This is a genomic window from Mucilaginibacter daejeonensis (genome assembly GCF_020783335.1).
Lineage (GTDB): Bacteria > Bacteroidota > Bacteroidia > Sphingobacteriales > Sphingobacteriaceae > Mucilaginibacter > Mucilaginibacter daejeonensis.
In genome coordinates this window covers 1063896-1081300 of sequence record NZ_CP086068.1, presented here as the reverse complement: position 1 = coordinate 1081300, position 17405 = coordinate 1063896, and the positions used below count along the sequence as shown (strand labels likewise).

15 protein-coding genes are annotated in these 17405 nt (G+C 50.2%); 3 read left to right on the top strand and 12 right to left on the bottom strand.

Annotated elements, in window-relative coordinates:
* Nucleotides 1-44: 44 nt before the first annotated feature.
* From ftsA to mraZ, 12 genes are all read right to left on the bottom strand, one after another.
* A complete protein-coding gene (gene ftsA / locus LLH06_RS04725; RefSeq protein WP_228172112.1) occupies nt 45-1388 on the bottom strand; it encodes a cell division protein FtsA in 1344 nt (447 codons plus the stop codon).
* 7 nt (nt 1389-1395) lie between these two features.
* Nucleotides 1396-2277 carry a cell division protein FtsQ/DivIB gene (locus LLH06_RS04720; protein ID WP_228172111.1) on the bottom strand — a complete coding sequence of 294 codons (882 nt, stop codon included), beginning with the start codon at nt 2275-2277 and terminating at the stop codon, nt 1396-1398.
* Nucleotides 2267-3631 (bottom strand): UDP-N-acetylmuramate--L-alanine ligase, encoded by a 1365-nt coding sequence (gene murC, locus LLH06_RS04715; RefSeq protein WP_228173264.1) that lies wholly within the window; start codon nt 3629-3631, stop codon nt 2267-2269. Before murC ends, LLH06_RS04720 begins: the two co-directional genes overlap by 11 nt.
* A 22-nt stretch (nt 3632-3653) precedes the next feature.
* Complete coding sequence (murG, locus tag LLH06_RS04710) at nt 3654-4823, bottom strand: undecaprenyldiphospho-muramoylpentapeptide beta-N-acetylglucosaminyltransferase (protein WP_228172110.1); 1170 nt, start codon at nt 4821-4823, stop codon at nt 3654-3656.
* 71 nt (nt 4824-4894) lie between these two features.
* The gene (locus tag LLH06_RS04705; RefSeq protein WP_228172109.1) at nt 4895-6079 is read right to left on the bottom strand and encodes an FtsW/RodA/SpoVE family cell cycle protein; all 1185 of its coding nucleotides are present in this window, start codon (nt 6077-6079) and stop codon (nt 4895-4897) included.
* Nucleotides 6080-6142: 63 nt separating this feature from the next.
* Nucleotides 6143-7534 (bottom strand): UDP-N-acetylmuramoyl-L-alanine--D-glutamate ligase, encoded by a 1392-nt coding sequence (gene murD, locus LLH06_RS04700; protein ID WP_228172108.1) that lies wholly within the window; start codon nt 7532-7534, stop codon nt 6143-6145.
* A gap of 66 nt (nt 7535-7600) precedes the next feature.
* Complete coding sequence (gene mraY, locus LLH06_RS04695) at nt 7601-8842, bottom strand: phospho-N-acetylmuramoyl-pentapeptide-transferase (RefSeq protein ID WP_228172107.1); 1242 nt, start codon at nt 8840-8842, stop codon at nt 7601-7603.
* A 147-nt stretch (nt 8843-8989) separates the two neighbouring features.
* Complete coding sequence (locus tag LLH06_RS04690) at nt 8990-10453, bottom strand: UDP-N-acetylmuramoyl-L-alanyl-D-glutamate--2,6-diaminopimelate ligase (protein ID WP_228172106.1); 1464 nt, start codon at nt 10451-10453, stop codon at nt 8990-8992.
* Nucleotides 10450-12543: a penicillin-binding protein gene (locus tag LLH06_RS04685; protein WP_228172105.1), complete on the bottom strand. Its 2094-nt coding sequence runs from the start codon at nt 12541-12543 to the stop codon at nt 10450-10452. Before LLH06_RS04685 ends, LLH06_RS04690 begins: the two co-directional genes overlap by 4 nt.
* Nucleotides 12540-12947 carry an FtsL-like putative cell division protein gene (locus tag LLH06_RS04680; protein WP_228172104.1) on the bottom strand — a complete coding sequence of 136 codons (408 nt, stop codon included), beginning with the start codon at nt 12945-12947 and terminating at the stop codon, nt 12540-12542. Before LLH06_RS04680 ends, LLH06_RS04685 begins: the two co-directional genes overlap by 4 nt.
* Nucleotides 12944-13846: a 16S rRNA (cytosine(1402)-N(4))-methyltransferase RsmH gene (gene rsmH, locus LLH06_RS04675; protein ID WP_228172103.1), complete on the bottom strand. Its 903-nt coding sequence runs from the start codon at nt 13844-13846 to the stop codon at nt 12944-12946. Before rsmH ends, LLH06_RS04680 begins: the two co-directional genes overlap by 4 nt.
* Nucleotides 13839-14303: a division/cell wall cluster transcriptional repressor MraZ gene (gene mraZ, locus LLH06_RS04670; RefSeq protein ID WP_228172102.1), complete on the bottom strand. Its 465-nt coding sequence runs from the start codon at nt 14301-14303 to the stop codon at nt 13839-13841. The genes rsmH and mraZ overlap by 8 nt, the downstream gene beginning before the upstream one ends.
* 950 nt (nt 14304-15253) lie before the next feature.
* Between mraZ and purU the strand changes: the two genes are divergently transcribed.
* The 3 genes from purU to LLH06_RS04655 all read left to right on the top strand — a co-directional run bounded on the left by purU (nt 15254) and on the right by LLH06_RS04655 (nt 17401).
* Complete coding sequence (purU, locus tag LLH06_RS04665) at nt 15254-16198, top strand: formyltetrahydrofolate deformylase (RefSeq protein ID WP_317206717.1); 945 nt, start codon at nt 15254-15256, stop codon at nt 16196-16198.
* Nucleotides 16199-16264: 66 nt separating this feature from the next.
* Nucleotides 16265-16927, top strand: coding sequence for a YceH family protein (locus LLH06_RS04660; RefSeq protein ID WP_228172101.1), 663 nt, complete (start codon nt 16265-16267; stop codon nt 16925-16927).
* A gap of 72 nt (nt 16928-16999) precedes the next feature.
* Nucleotides 17000-17401, top strand: coding sequence for a hypothetical protein (locus LLH06_RS04655; protein ID WP_228172100.1), 402 nt, complete (start codon nt 17000-17002; stop codon nt 17399-17401).
* The last annotated feature ends 4 nt before the right edge of the window (nt 17402-17405 follow it).

The following is a 17405-nucleotide window of genomic DNA, read 5'->3' as shown; positions in this document are numbered from 1 at the left end:
AAACAGCTCTCACATACTCTATAACGCGGTATTGGAATAGCAAATTACTTTAAAAAGTCCTCGTCCTTGATATCGTCCTTAATGAATTTTTTACCTGTCTCCAGTATGCGTCCTAACAGGCCGAACTTGCGCTCATCGGCATACTTGGTCTTTTGTACCTTGGTCTCTGATTGTGGCAGGGTAGCATTGTTGTATTCCATTTTTTGGATACCCTTGATCAGCAGACCGATACCGGTAGCGAACGTCGGGCTTTGCAGCTCCTCGTATATACCTTTTGGTAAAACCTCGTTCTTGGCCAGGTGCTCGTTCGGGTAACCGATGCGGCAATCTAACCCGGTAACATATTCCACCAGTTGCGACAGGTGCTTCAACTGCGCGCCACCACCGGTGATCACGATACCGGCGATCAGTTTCTTTTCATATCCTGATGATTTGATCTCGTAGTAAACATGCTCGATGATCTCTTCGATGCGGGCCTGAATGATGTAAGCCAGGTTCTTCACCGATATCTCTTTTGGCTCACGGCCACGCAGTCCCGGTACGCAAACGATCTCGTTCTCTTTGTTCTCATCGGCCAGGGCAGATCCAAATCTTACCTTTAATTGCTCGGCTATGTTACGCATTACTGAACAACCCTCGCGAATATCTTCGGTGATGCTATTACCACCGAATGGGATCACTGCAGTATGACGGATGATACCTTCGTGGAAGATGGCCACGTCAGTGGTACCACCACCGATATCTACCAATACCACACCGGCTTCTTTTTCCTCATCGCTCAACACCGACTCCGACGATGCCAGCGGCTCCAGGATAAGTTCCTGGCTCTCGAGCTGTGCCTTGGTCACGCATTTAACGATGTTCTTGATCGCGGTCACCTGGCCTGATATGATATGGAAATTGGCCTCTAACCTAACGCCCGACATACCGATCGGATCTTTGATGCCCGGCTCATTATCTACCGTGAATTCCTGCGGCAATACATGAATGATCTCCTCGCCCGGAGGCATCACCAGGTTGTACATATCCTCGATCAATTTATCGATGTCCTTACGGCCGATCTCGGTATTAAGATCGCGGCGAGTGATCAGGCCGCGGTGCTGTAAACTTTTGATGTGCTGGCCGGCAATGCCCACGTTCACCACCCTTATCTCTACGTTGGATTGTGAACCTGCCACATCCACCGCAACGTTGATGCCTTGCACGGTCTTGTCAATATTTGATACCATACCACGGGTAACCCCTGCACTCTCGGCCTTACCAATACCCAGTACCTCTATCTTTCCATTCTTGCTCCTGCGCCCAACAATAGCGCATATCTTGGTAGTACCAATATCCAATCCTACTACAATTGGCGAGCTCTTTTCTTGTGGTATACTTTTTTCCATAACTATTTTAAAATTGGGCGGTAGATGTATCTTTTGATCGTTGTTCGTTATTTATCAATGTATCAGCTCTTAATTTTGGCTTGACCTGCCTAATGGCCGTGCTGTCGGTCAAACCGTCGTTCTTTATGCCCACCACCTGGTTGGCGTATTTGATGTTGATCACTTTATAGCGGTCCCAACCCACCTTAGGCAGGGCCTGTTTATAGAAGATCTCGAGGTTATGGAACTTTCGATCCAACGAGTCGGCATTACCCAGCAAAATGCGGTGGTCGCCTACCCTTGGTATCAATTGTATCTCGTGGTTATTATCTACATAAATCTGCGCTATCTGTGCGTTCCAAAGCGAATCTTTGCGTATGTGATCGGCGGTGGCGTACACATCTTTAGCCAGCTTGGTGTGCAAAGTATCTACCCGGTTAGCGAACAACTCATCGATGTTGCCATTAGCCGCCAGTACCTGCGCTGTAAAGTTGTTGGATAGCGGGATCTTGTAGCCTTGCTCGTCCACGTAAAAATCCTGATCCAAGCGGTTCATGATGCGAAGTACAGGGTGCCGCTGGGTTATCTCTACCCTTATGATCCCGTCCATGTCAGCGAACACCTCGGCTAACCTGATAAATGGATTTTTTTGCAATTTGTTTTCCAGTTCATGGATATTGATATGATCCATGCGGCGGCCGATCAGTGTGTTGCTGCTCACCTGCAAAATGTGATCCACCTCGGCCCGGTCAATAAAATATTCATTGCCCGGTATGTACACTTTTACACCCTTACAAACCACGGCCGACTCCTTTAAACTGATGAAGCTCATGAGCACCACCAGACCGGTCAAACTGGCCAGCCAGGCAAAGGCCACCCCTATGCGCTTCCAGGCGATCTTATTTTTCATACTGCAAGGCTTGTTTAAAGGGTTCGACCAATTGATCTATATCTCCGGCGCCAACGGTGAGCAATAGCTCAGGGCGCGTGCTTTGTACGTGTGTTATAGCTTCAGGTTTGCTCAATAGCTTTTTATCCTGAAGCTGCATCTTATCTAATATCGTGTGAGTTGTCACTCCATGTATCGGCAGTTCACGGGCCGGGTAAATGTCCAGCATCAGCAACTCATCGGCCATGTCGAGCGCCTCGGCAAAGCCATCGGCAAAGTCGCGCGTACGGGTGAACAGGTGCGGCTGGAAAACCACCGTAAGCTTACGCTCAGGGTACAATCTTTTCACGGAAGACAAGCACGCCTTCAGCTCCTCTGGGTGATGGGCGTAATCATCAATGTAAACGTTATCATCCTGCTTTACCACGTATTCGAACCGGCGCTTCACCCCTTTGAAAGAGGCCAGCGCTGCTTTTACGGCATCCGGCTCAACATCCATCAGCAAGGCTACCTGAATGGCGGCCAACGCATTCTCGATGTTGTGCACACCCGGTATGCCCATCTCAATATCAGCCATCGTCAGGTCGGCACTTTGCATGTCGAACCAAAAGCTGCCATCCTGTATGCGGATATTGGCCGCAACCACATCAGCAGCTTCGGCACCGGCCGTATAGCTGGTGAAGCTGTGGCTTAATGGCAGGCCTTGTTTAGCGATGAGCGTACCTCCGGCCTTGATCTGAGAGGCGAACATCCTGAACGAATCTGTCAGGTGCTCGTGATCACCATAAATGTCTAAATGATCGGCATCCATAGAGGTGATCACCGCCAGATCGGGGTACAAGGTCAAAAAAGAACGATCGTACTCATCGGCCTCTACCACCACAATGTTAGAGTTGCCGTACAGTACATTACTATCATAATTAGAGGCAATGCCTCCTAAAAATGCGGTGCAGTCCTTACCGGCCTCGGTGAGGATGTGGGCGATCATGCTCGATGTGGTGGTCTTTCCGTGTGTGCCGGCAACCGCTACCGTGAACATGCTTTTGCTGATAAGCCCCAACACTTGCGAGCGCTTATACAGCTCGAACCCTGCCGAACGGAAGTGATGCAAAATGGCCGAATCCTTAGGGATGGCCGGCGTATAGATCACCAGTGCAGCCGGATCAGGCCGTTCAAAACCGTCAGGAATAAGGGTAGCATCATCAGCGAAGATGATGTTCATTCCCTCCTGCTGTAGAGCTTGGGTAAGCGGGGTCTCGGTTTTATCATACCCGAACACCGCGCAGCCTATATGCGTAAAGTACCGGGCCAGGCCACTCATGCCTATACCGCCGATACCTACCAGGTAAACACGTTGTATGTTATTCAACTCCAACATCGATCCTTCGTTACGCTTTTCATCTATTCGCTTTAATAATATCAACTACATGCTGAGCGATCTCCTGGTCGGCCTTTGGCAGGGCCAGTTTGGTGATGTTCGCGCTCAGGGTTTTTTGTTCATCCTCGTTGCCTAACAGCTCAATGGCTCTTGGAACCAGTTTTTCGGCGGCATCGCGGTCGGCCACAAAAACGGCAGCATTGGTTTGCACCAGTGCTAATGCGTTCTTGGTCTGATGGTCCTCGGCCACGTTGGGCGATGGCACCAGTATCACAGGTTTACCTACTATGCACAGCTCGGCTATGGTGCCTGCTCCCGCACGTGATATGATCACATCGGCAGCGGCGTAGGCCAGGTCCATGCGGTTCAGGAACTCCAGCACATTAATGTTAGGGTGATAGTTGTTGCCCAGTTTTTCGATGATGCCTTTATAATACACCTTACCGGTTTGCCAGATCAGCTGCACATCGGCCGCGATAAGTTTATCCAGTCCGTTGTTCAGCAAGCTTTGGTTCAGGGTGCGTGCACCTAAACTACCACCGGTCACCAATATGGTGCGCTTCAGTGGTGAGAGGCCAAAATGGGCCAATGCCTCCTCGCGCTTGCCGGCAATATCTACAGACTGATGGCGCACAGGATTACCGGTCTTGATGATCTTATCGGCCGGAAAGAACTTGTCCATCTCATCAAAGGCCACACATATCTTTTTAGCGCCCTTGCTCAACCACTTGTTGGTGACGCCGGCATATGAATTTTGCTCCTGGATAAGCGTAGGTATACCCTTTAACGATGCTGCATACAGCAACGGACCCGATGCATAACCGCCTACGCCAACCGCAGCATCAGGTTTAAATTCCTTGATGATGCTGATAGCTTTGCGTATGCTGTTGGCCAGCTTGATCGGGAACAGCAGGTTCTTCCAAACGGACTTACGCTGTATACCCTGAATATCTAACCCAATGATCTTATAACCTGCCGCCGGAACCTTTTCCATTTCCATACGGCCGTTAGCTCCCACGAACAATATCTCGGTAGCCGGGTCACGCTGCTTCAAGGCATTGGCGATAGCCACCGCCGGAAAGATGTGCCCGCCCGTACCACCACCACTAATGATGATGCGTAAGCTACGCCCACCTGCCCCCTGAAGGGGGAGTTGTTGTTTTGGGTTATGGACCTGCTCGTTAGGCATCTTATTTATTTTCGTGTGTCTTGTATCTTAACTCTTTTGTCTATCTGTTCCCCCTTTAGGGGGCTGGGGGCTTAGGCTACTTCCAGTATTTGCCCTACCACCACCTTGTTACCGGCCGGCTTACCGTCCTTACCTTTCAGCTCCTCGTTCTCGTCAATGTGGCGGCTTACCGATAAAATGATACCGAAGGCCACACTGGTGAACAAGATGGATGTACCGCCCATACTTACCAGCGGCAAAGGCACACCGGTTACCGGTCCTAATCCTACGGCTACGGCCATATTGGCAAAGGCCTGTATGGTCAAACTAAAGCTTAACCCTGCAGCAAGCAAAGCACCGAAGGCCTTAGGCGCTTTGGTGACGATCTTGATGCATCGGTACAACAGGAACAGGTATATCACGATGATGAAGAAGCCGCCCATAAGGCCGTACTCTTCAATAATGGTGGCGTATATGAAGTCAGAATAAGGGTGCGGCAAAAAGTTACGCTCGGTACTGTTACCCGGACCTTTGCCTGCTATGCCTCCTGTGGCAATGGCGATCTTGGCGTGATCCGACTGGAACGACTTATCAGCATCGGCCTTTTCAGGATGGAAATAGGTATTGATACGTGATATGTACGTTTTACGACGCGGACCTAACAACACCACACCGGTTAGTAGCACAGCACCTGCCAAACACACCACCGCGATCTGCTTAACGCTGATACGGCCAATGATCAGCAACAAAATGCTTACACCAAAAAGCATCAGTGCTGTTGACAAGTTCGCCAATGCGATCAGGATGAATACCACGCATACGGACCCCATGATCGGGATGAACGATTGCTTCACATCCTTAATGTTCTCCTGCTTACGCGATAGTGTACGCGCCAGGTAAGTGATCAGGGCCAGTTTAGCCAAGTCGGACGTTTGGAACGTTAGGCCCGTACCCGGAATAGCGATCCAGCGGCTGGCATCATTCACGTGGCTACCAAATACCAGCGTGTACAACAGCAAAGGGATGGTGATCACCATCAGCAATTTGGATATACCCGCGTAATAGCGGTAATCCAATTTGTGCGAGATGTACATGAGCGCTATACCGCCGATCATCATGAACATGTGCTTCATGAGGATCACCTCGGTAGCCTTACCTTTTTTGTAGGCCAGCGTACCGGTAGAGCTGTATACCGCCAATAAGGATATGAGTGATAACACGATCACGATAAGCCATATCCATCTGTCCCCTTTGGTCTTGCTTAATATCCTGTGCATTGAGTGCTTGTTTATTATTCTTTATGCTTTGGTCCGACATCGAAATTCCGACATCAGAAATACCTACAGTTCCATTACTGCTTTCTTGAACTGATCGCCCCTGTCCTCATAATTTTTGAACAGGTCGAAACTGGCGCAGGCTGGCGACAGCAGCACAGTATCGCCTTTGCTGGCCAAGCCGTATGACGCGATCACCGCTTCGCTGGCCGATGCGGTATCCACGATAGTGGCCACATCATCGCCAAAGGCGCCATGGATGCGGCTGTTATCGGTACCCAGGCAAACGATGGCTTTCACCTTCTTTTTCACCAGATCGGTCAGTTCGTGATATTCGTTACCCTTATCAACACCACCTAAGATCAATACTACCTTACGGTCAGGCATGCCCTCAAGCGCGTACCAGGTAGAGTTAACGTTGGTAGCTTTAGAGTCGTTAATAAAGCGGATGCCCGATATATCGGCCACGAACTCCAAACGGTGTTCTACGTTCTTGAAATTGCCCATGCTCTCACGGATATTCTCGTTCCTCAATTCGAGTACCTTCGACACGATCCCGGACGCCATTGAATTGTAGATGTTGTGTTTACCCTGTAAGGCAAGTTTGGTGATAGTCATTTGAAAATGATCTTTTGGTGTATGTATGGTTAGTTCTGTACCGTCGAGATATGCTCCCACCGGCTGTTTTTCTTTTATACTGAATGGCAGCAGTTGCGCTGCGAATGTTCTGTTCTGCATGCCTTTGATCGTTTCAGGATCATCGGCACAGTAAATTAAATGGTCATCAGCCGTTTGGTTCTGCGTGATGCGGAACTTGCTGGCCACGTAGTTCTCCATTTTGTACTCGTAACGGTCGAGGTGATCGGGCGTGATGTTCAGCAACACGGCAATGTTCACCCTGAACTGGTACATGTCATCAAGCATAAAACTGCTTAACTCCAGCACGTACACCTCGTACTTTTGCGTGGCCACCTGGTAAGCAAAGCTTTTACCGATATTGCCTGCCAAACCCACATTTACACCTGCATTTTTCAGGATATGATAGGTCAAACCGCTGGTAGTGGTCTTGCCGTTGGAACCGGTGATGCCAATGATCTTGGCGTCAGTGTACCGGCCGGCAAATTCGATCTCGGATATTACCGGGATACCCTTTGCACGCAGTGCCTTGATCAGCGGCGCCTTCTCCGGTATGCCCGGACTTTTTACCACTTCCACCGCGTTCATGATCTCGGCCTCAGTATGCTGCTTCTCCTCAAAGCGGATGTTCCAGCCTTGCAACTGCTCTTTGTATTTATCGGCAATGCCGCCCATGTCCGAAACGAACACATCATACCCTTGATGCTGCGCCAGGTAAGCTGCCCCAACACCGCTTTCGCCGGCACCGAGTACGACTAATAACCCCCCAGCCCCCTGAAGGGGGAGTTTTTGAATGGGGTTATTTGCTTGTTCGTTCGACATTTGTCGTATTATGTTTTTCTTAACTTATATTGTTTTTCTCCTACTCCCCCTTCAGGGGGTTGGGGGTTATCTCAATTTTAAAGTGATCACCGTGATAATGGCCAGCATGATACAGATGATCCAGAACCGGGTCACGATCTTGGCCTCGTGAAAGCCTTTCTTTTGATAATGGTGATGCAGCGGCGCCATCAGGAATACCCTCCGGCCTTCGCCAAATCGTTTCTTGGTGAACTTGAACCAACCCACCTGGATGATCACCGACAAGTTCTCGACCACGAACACGCCGCACAGCAATGGCAGCATGAGTTCCTTACGGATCAGGATCGCGAACACGGCTATGATACCACCAATGGCCAGGCTGCCCGTATCGCCCATAAATACCTGCGCCGGGAACGAGTTGTACCACAGGAAGCCTACGCACGCACCCACAAAGGCACCGGCAAAGATCACCAGCTCGCCCGAGTTGGGCAGGTACATGATGTTCAGGTAGTCGGCTATCACCACGTTACCTGACACGTAGGCCAGCACCGCCAGCGTGATACCGCTGATGGCCGATGTACCGGTGGCCAATCCATCGATACCGTCGGTAATGTTGGCACCGTTAGAGATGAACGTGATGATCATGATCACAAAGAACATGAACACCACCAGCGTATAGCGCTCATAACCGTGGCCGAATATCTTAAGCACCTTACCGTAGTCGAACTCGTTGTTCTTGTAGAACGGCATGGTGGTCTTGGTCGATTTCACATCCTGTGTGTACACCGGGGTCCCATTTTTCAGGTGGTAGCTTACCGGGGCGTCGTACTTCACAGGCAATTTCACCTCATGACGCATCTTGATCTCGGTATGGAAGTACATGGTCCACCCGATAATGATCGCCAAGCTCACCTGACCAGTGATCTTGAACTTACCTGCCAAGCCCTCTTTGTTCTTTTTGAACACCTTGATGTAATCGTCCAAAAAGCCGATCGCACCCAGCCATACGGTGGTCACTATCATTAGGATCACATATATGTTATCCAGCTTAGCGAACAGCAACGTTGGCACCAGTATACCAAGCAAAATGATGATACCACCCATGGTAGGGGTACCGGCCTTTTGCATCTGGCCTTCTAAACCGAGGTTACGCACGGTCTCGCCTACTTGCTTGTAGCGTAGGTAATCGATCAGCCTGCGCCCCCAAACGGTGGTGACCAATAACGACACGATAACCGCCATAGCCATGCGGAACGTCAGATACTGAAATACCCCCGCGCCAGGGATATCATAGTTACGATCCAGGTATGTGAACAGGTAATAGAGCATTCGGCAGTTATTGAGTTATTGGGTTAGTGGTTGTTTGGTTCAGTTATTCTTCTTGTATCCTATCGTCATTGCGAGGCACGAAGCAAACTCTGCGGAGGACCGGGCCACTGCCCAGAGACCGCTTCGTTCCTTGCGATGATGTATTGTTTATGCTTTCAAATTCTCAAATGCTTTTAAAAGCTCTTCTTTATCATCAAAATGGTTCTTTACACCATTGATCTCCTGGTACTTCTCATGGCCTTTGCCAGCCAATACGATGATGTCGCCGGGTTGGGCAAGGTGTACCGCTGTTTTGATGGCCTCGCGGCGATCGGCTATGCTGATCGTTTTGCGCTGGTTACTTGGGTCTACCCCTGCTTCCATATCACGGATGATCTGTGCCGGATCCTCAGTACGCGGATTGTCTGACGTCAGGATCACCTTGTCGCTCCAGTCGCAGGATGTTTTAGCCATTACGGGGCGTTTGGTCTTGTCGCGGTCGCCGCCGCAACCGATCACGGTAATCACCTGCTCATTACCTTTACGTATATCATGCACGGTGCTCAATACATTTTGCACGGCATCCGGCGTGTGGGCATAATCAACTATACCGATCACCTTGTTAGGGGCAATGGTGTAATCGAAACGGCCTTCGGCACCGCTCAGCTTGCTCAGGCTGGTCAGCACCTTGGCTTTATCCTGTCCTAACAATATCGCTGCCGCGTAAACACCACCCAGGTTGTAGGCATTAAAGCTGCCCACCATTTTAAACCAAACCTCGTCGCCATCCACATTGAGTAGCAGGCCGCCAAATTGGTTCTCCAGTATCTTTACCTTAAAGTCGGCCATGTTCTTGAGGCCGTAGGTCTTTTTGGTTGCCTTGGTGTTCTGCAACATCACATTACCATTGCGGTCGTCGGCGTTGGTCAAAGCAAAGGCACCTTTGGGCAACGCATCAAAAAATCCTTTTTTGGCCTTGATGTAAGCATCAAAGGTCTTATGATAGTCGAGGTGATCGTGGGTAATGTTGGTGAAGATGCCACCCGCAAAGGTCAATCCGTCAACACGATGTTGTGCCACGGCGTGCGAGCTTACTTCCATAAAGCAATAATCGCAGCCCTGGGCCACCATATCGGCCAGCAATGCGTTAAGCGCTACCGGATCAGGGGTGGTATGGGTAGATGGGATCACTTTGCCATTGATCTGATTCTCTACAGTTGACAGCAATCCGCATTTGTAACCCAGATCACGGAACAATTGATATAAAAGCGTGGCCGTAGTGGTCTTACCATTGGTGCCGGTAACGCCTACCAGCTTTAGTTGGGCTGATGGGTTATCGTAATAATTAGAGGCCAATATGCCTAAAGCGGCGGCCGAATTTTGCACCATCAGGAAGTCGGCTTCACCGGCTGTATGGCCGGGCAGGTCCTCGCACACTACTACTACGGCGCCATCCTTTACGGCTTGCTCCATATAGTCGTGCCCATCTACCTGGGTACCGCGTACCGCCACGAACAAGCAGCCTGGCACCACCTTGCGCGAATCGAACACGATACCCGTGATCTCCACATCGGCACTGCCCTGTAGTTCGGTAAAGGCCAGGCCTTCCAGTATGTCGCTTAAATACTTCATTCGAGTTCGATGGTTATGCGTGATCCTTTAGGTATGATGCTGCCTCCCGTTACCGATTGGCGCGCAACGATACCGCTGCCTCTTACTGTTGTTCGGTAGCCGGCGTTACCCAGCACATATAATGCATCGGTGAGTCCCATGCCGGTAACGGATGGTACTGTACCGCGTTTGTATCTTATTTCCTGCGGGGCTACGCCGTTGCTGGTATCCACCGTGCGTGCGGCATTAGAAGCATACAAGGGTTTGATGCCCAGTTTGCCATATACCTGCTGAACGGCACGCATATTACCATTTTTGATCTGCGGCATTTGCGTGTTGCCTACCAAACGGGTTGCAGGGTTTTGCTGCAGGTCAAGATCGGCAGCATATACCTTATCGGCCACTTCCCTGAATACCGGACCGGCCACCAAGGCGCCGTAGTAACCGTTCTTAGGATCGTTGATCACCACAATTAGCGAGTACTTAGGCTTATCGGCCGGGAAGTAACCCGCAAATGAGGCCTGGTACTGGCGTTTAGCACGGTAACCTTTATTAGCATCGGCCACCTGCGCCGTGCCCGATTTACCGGCAATGCGGTACAGCGGGTTGTAAATGATGTTCTTACCGGTACCCTCGGTGATCACGCCTTCCATCATCTCCTGCATCTTTTTCAGGGTAACATCAGAGCAGATCTTGTTACTCACTACCCTTGCACTAAATTGCTCCACCGGGTTACCCAGGCGACGTATCTCTTTTACAAAGATCGGAGCCACGTATTTACCATTGTTGGCCACCGCGTTGTAGAACGATAACATTTTAAGCGGCGTTAACTGCATCTCATAGCCATAGGCCATTTGCGGTAACGACATATTCTTATTCCAGCTCCTGTTCTTAGGGCTTTTCACCACCGGCTGTGCTTCGCCAGGTATCTGCAGGCCCAGCTTCTCATGCAAATGCCAATCATACAGGTGATCGGTAAAGCGCGACTGGTTGTCTTTGTATGACTTGTTTACCAAATAGGCAACCGCGGCGTTCGATGACTCTTCGAACGCCTTTTTAACGGTTACCACTCCAATGCTCCCGTGCGAATCTTTGATCATATGGCCGGGTATCTTGTAATTGCCTGTACCTACCAGCGTATTGGTATCTACCATCTTATCTTCCAACAGCGCCATATATGAGGCGATCTTGAAGGTAGAACCCGGGTCCTGGTTACCGGCTATGGCATAGTTAAATTTCTCTTTATACTCGCCTGGCGCCACTTTAGAGTAGTTAGCCACTGCGCGTACCTCTCCCGTTTGCACTTCCATCAGGATCACGGCACCATGATCAGCATCGCTTTTGATCAGTTGTTTAAGCAGTGCGCTTTGAGCCACATCCTGAAAATTCACATCGATGGTGGAGATGATATCGGCACCATCCTTGGCAGCGATCTCTTCTTCCTGGTTCACCGGCATCCATACGTTACCGGCAATGCGTTGCATCAGGCGTTTACCGCTCTCGCCTTTAATGTAACCTGCGTAAGCACCCTCTAAACCTACAGGGTTCTTTACGTTCTCGTTGCTGTAACCGATGGTACGGGCAGCCAGCGAGCGGAACGGCAGTATGCGTTTGTTTTGCTGCACCACGATCAGTCCGCCTTTGTAGCGGCCCATATTAAAGATCGGGAACTTGCGTATCCTTTTCAGTTCCTGGTAGCTAACCTTACGGCGTACCAATTGGTAGCGTTTCTTTTCACGGCGGGCGTCGCGCAACATCATCGAGTATTCGCGACGCGAACGATCACCAAAGAACTCAGACATTTTGAGCGCCAGGGAGTCTACCTTATCATAGAACACCTTATCATCCTCAATGCCGGCGGCCAGCATATCCATATGCAGCTCATATTCCGGCACCGATGTGGCCAGCAGGCTTCCATCATTAGAGAAGATATTACCGCGTGCAGCATCAGTGTTCACGTATTGTACCGACAAACTATCGGCCTTTTTACGCCATTTATCACCCTGAACGAATTGAAGGTGGCAAAGCTTAAAGAAAACCGCGCCCGCCAATACCACGATCAGGCCAAAGGCCAGATACACTCGCAGTAATATGTTGGTCCTGATGTTCATGGCCTTACCTCCTCATCATTGAGCTTTTGCGGTGGCTCCACCGGCTCGGTTATCCCTAACGTATCGGCACGCTTGGCCACTTCGGTCAGCGTGCTTTTGAAAGCCATTTCGGCCTTAGTGCTTTTATAATCCCAGCTCAGTTCCTTTACCTCTTTACTCAGTTTGTCTATATCCCGAACGTTGTCCTCAGCCAGCTGGCGGTTAGCGATGTAAACCATGGCCAGGAACACGACGAAAAAAACAAAAGGCAAAGCGCGGGTAACTGCCTCGGTAGAGACAACACCTTTATTGAGCAGGTTGGTCACAAAGTTCTCCGGCGCTTCTTTCACCGGCATTTCTTTAACTACCAATTCCTTCTCGGCTTCTTCTTCCTCCTGAATCTCTGCGCGTAAACGGTTCGTCATTTCTTTACAGCTATCCTTAATTTGGCACTACGTGCACGGTTATTCTCTTTTATTTCTTCATCAGTAGCGGTGATGGCACCACGACTAACGGCTTCCAGCGGTTTTTGATCGTTACCATAAAGGTCCTTCTCTACCTCGCCGCTAAATTTTCCTTTGGCGATAAAGTTCTTCACCAGCCTGTCTTCTAGCGAGTGGTATGACATGACCACCAAACGACCGCCAACACCTAACACCTCAGCGGCCTGTACCAAAAGCTCTTTTAAAGCTTCCAGTTCCTGGTTCACCTCGATGCGAAGCGCCTGGAATACCTGCGCCAGGTATTTATTTTCTTTACCGCGCGGGATCAACCCGGCGATCACATTCTTCAGGTCGGCAATGGTATCGATCGGTCCGTTCAACCGGGCCGTAGCGATAGTGCGGGCCAGGTTGCGGGCATTTTGGATCTCGCCATACATGCCAAAAATGCGATGCAGATCAGCCTCGGCATATGTGTTCACCACTTGTTTTGCCGTTAGCTCCGAACGCTGGTTCATGCGCATATCCAGATCAGCATCAAAGCGGATCGAAAAACCACGATCAGCCTCATCGAACTGATGTGATGACACCCCCAGATCGGCCAGTATACCATCTACCGGGATGGCGCCATGCAGACGGCAAAAATTCTTCAGGTATCTGAAGTTCTGCTCCACCAACTCGAAGCGGCCGTCGTCTATCTTATTGTTCACCGCATCAGCATCCTGGTCAAAGGCCAGCAAGCGGCCGTTCTTTCCCAAATGCTTCAGTATCTCGCGCGAGTGGCCACCACCGCCAAAGGTCACGTCTACATAAGTTCCATCAGCCTGGATGTTCAAGGCATCGATGCACTCTTGCAACATCACCGGGTTATGATACTCACTCATCGCCCCTCCTTCCTATGCCACCCATCACCTCTTCGGCCAGGTTGGCAAAATCTTCAGGAGCACTATCCATTTGCTGATCGTAAGCACCCTGATCCCAAACCTCGATCTTGTTGAACTGGCACGACAGCACCACCTCGGTGGTGATACCCGCGTACTCCAACAGATTTTTTGGCAACAACACCCTGCCAGAACTGTCCAACGACAATTCAGTGGCGCCGCGGGTGAAGTAACGAATGAATTCGCGCGTTTTTTTCTCGTATTGGTTGAGCCTGCTTAAGTCATCCACGATCTTATCCCACTCCTTGCGGGTGTAAACCACCAAGTGTTTTTCGAAGCCACGATTGATCACAAGACCCTCACGCTCAGCTTCGGGAAGCTGCTTCTTGAGGCCCGCGGGGATCATCATCCTCCCCTTGGCATCCAGTTTACAATCAAATTCTCCTAAAAAGTGGGACATGCCGACAATTCGTCTAAAATCAATTGTAAAAGTAACACAGACTTTCCACAAATTCCCACTTTCTCCCACTAAAAAGTTTTCAACACCCACATTGAATATCTTTAGCCCCACGAGGCCAAACAAAACACCGTTTCGACGCTTTTAGCGGATCGGAAAAGTTAGATCTGTTAACTGGGAGTTGAAGGTTAAGGAGTTAAGCAGAACGAAAGGCGCAATTAAGTTTCCGAAGGGCCCTGCATTCAGGGCTGAGCAGTTAATTATATTAACTATAGCAGGTCTATTATGCTAATTAAGTTCATTGGGCGATCGCTCTTTTACCGCTTATGGGCCGAGGGGGCCGTTCGTTCTTCCTATAAATATAAAACACCGGTCTGTTCGGCATTTGGCCTACTTGCGCTGCCGGGTCTCCCCCAACGCCGGGAACTGACGGCTGGGTGGGAAAAAGTGGAGGATTTTTGAAATTGGTAGGAATCAGTGGCAGTAGCAGTCAAAAGTTCCATTGGCAAGTTGCAGTAAAGTGCGATGCACACGCGACATGCATGCGACAGCCAAAGAGTACGAAGCTTACATCCCCTCTTGAGAGGGGCAGGGGTGTGTCTCTAAAAGCGATAAGTTGAATAACGAACCACTTACTGCTACCTTTCTGATGGGATGCCGAGATGCCTAGGCATGACGGTTCAGATGATCGACGGTGACTTGTCCTCCGCAGAGATGGCTTCGTACCTCGCTATGACGGGGTGGTGAAGGTGCCGCCTGCTCTTCACAACGTGCTACCGAACTCTACTTAGTGTACTGAAACCTGTTACATCGCTGTAACAAAATTCCCCAACTTTCCCCACTTTTGATCATTGCGAAATTCGTAAAAACCCAACTTTTCCCAGAAAAAGCATACAAAAAGTCGAAATGTAACACCAAATGTAACGCTGTAACACGCAAATGTAACACCGCCATTGCGTATCGACAGAGCTTCCGACACCTATGATACACAACCAGAACTCAAAAATTATGAAAATGGTGATCATGCCGCATGCGTTGGCAACGGTCAAAATATCTATCTTTCGGGTCTTATGATCGTGATCATTCAATGCCGCGACCAGGTGGGACTGGTATCGGCCATATCTGGCGTGCTAAGCCGCGCTGGCCTCAACATCATCACCATGGACGAGTATGTAGATACCGCCCAGAACCGCTTTTTTGCCCGTGTAGAGGTTACCCAGCCCAACGATGCACAGCTTGATCAGCAGGACCTTGAGCAGGTATTACCGCCAGATGCGGTGGTGAGCATTAACCCCTCACCCGAAAAACGGATCGTGATACTGGTGACCAAAGAGTACCATTGCCTGGCTGATATTTTGGTGCGCAACTATTTTAAAACGTTGGGGGCTACCGTATCGGCCGTGATCGGCAACCATACCGTGCTGGAGGATATTTGCGTGCGCTTTGGTATCCCGTTCCACCACATCTCGCACGAGGGCAATTCTAAAGAGGGATTTGAGACCGAACTGGCCGCGCAGATCGCTCATTATGAGCCAGATCATGTGGTACTGGCTAAATTTATGCGCATCTTATCGCCCACCTTTGTGGCCCGGTTCGAGCGGAAGCTGATCAATATCCACCACTCCTTTTTACCGGCGTTCATTGGGGCAAACCCCTACCGCCAGGCCTACGAGCGTGGTGTGAAGCTGATCGGTGCCACCGCCCACTTCGTGACCAACGACCTCGACGAAGGACCCATTATTGCCCAGCAGACCATCCATGTGAACCACTCATTTACGGCGCAGGATATGGTCAAGGCGGGTCGCGAGATCGAGACCGCCGTACTGGCCAAAGCCCTGCAACTGGTACTGAACGACCGGGTGTTCGTATATAATAATAAGACGGTGGTGTTCGAATAACGCAAGCCTACCCAAGATGGGACTTTATGATGATGAGACCCTGAATAAATATTCTATTTTAGCTACATGGACCAATTACCTCCCCTGCCCAAACTTACTGCCGAAGAGATACGCGTATTAGGCTCGCTCATGGAAAAAAGCCGCACCACGCCGGACTACTACCCCATGACCATCAACGGTTTAACGGCCGCTTGCAACCAGCGGTCGTCGCGCAAGCCGGTGGTCAACTATGATGAGGAAACGGTGACCCGCACCCTGGACACCCTGAAACGTAAGGGTCTGATATCGACCGCTACCGGTGGTTCGAGCCGGGCCACCAAGTACAAGCACAACTTTGCGATCGTGTTCCCCGTGGTGCCGGCCGAGGTAGCGGTGATCTGCTTGTTGTTGTTGCGTGGCCCACAAACCCCGGGCGAGATCAACAACAATTCGGGCAGGTTGTATGAGTTCGACAGCCTTGACGAGGTTAACGAGGTACTGGAGAAGTTGAGCAGCGGCGAACAGCCTTACCTTACTTTATTGCCACGCCGCAGTGGACAAAAAGAGGCGCGTTATATGCACCTATTGGGCGAGACCCTCGAGATACCGGAAGATGACGAAGAGACCTCGTCTCCCGCGGGCAACGCTTCCAGCAATGCAGCCTTGGAAGAACGGGTTACCAAGCTGGAAGAAGAAGTGGCCACCTTACGCGAAGAGCTCGATAAATTATTGAAGGAGCTGTTGGGCTAAATTCACATCGAGATGTAGCATTGAGCAGGCCACTTGCGTATGGCTATAACAAACCCATTATAAACACCTGTCATGATCAAGTATTGCTACATCATCATTTTATCCCTGTTCGTTGCCTCTTGCAAAAAAGATAACGCCGGTACCCCACCATCCAATGATCTGAAAGGGACCTGGCGGCAAACCTCGTACGGAGGCGGCTTCGATGGCAAGACCTACCAGGTACCAGCCGACAGCGTTCTCACCATCACCTTCAATGGCTCATCGGGCTATGAAAGTAAACGAAATGGCAAACTCACCCATTCGGGCACCTATGAGGTGGGCAAAGCTAAAAGCATCTACAGCGGTGAAATGGAGGATGCGATACAGTTGGATGGTAACGGGCTATGGTCGATCATTAAGATCGATGGTAATGCGCTCCACCTATCGATCAATGCCTATGATGCCGGTGGTTCAACTTATACCAGGGTCAATTAAGTAG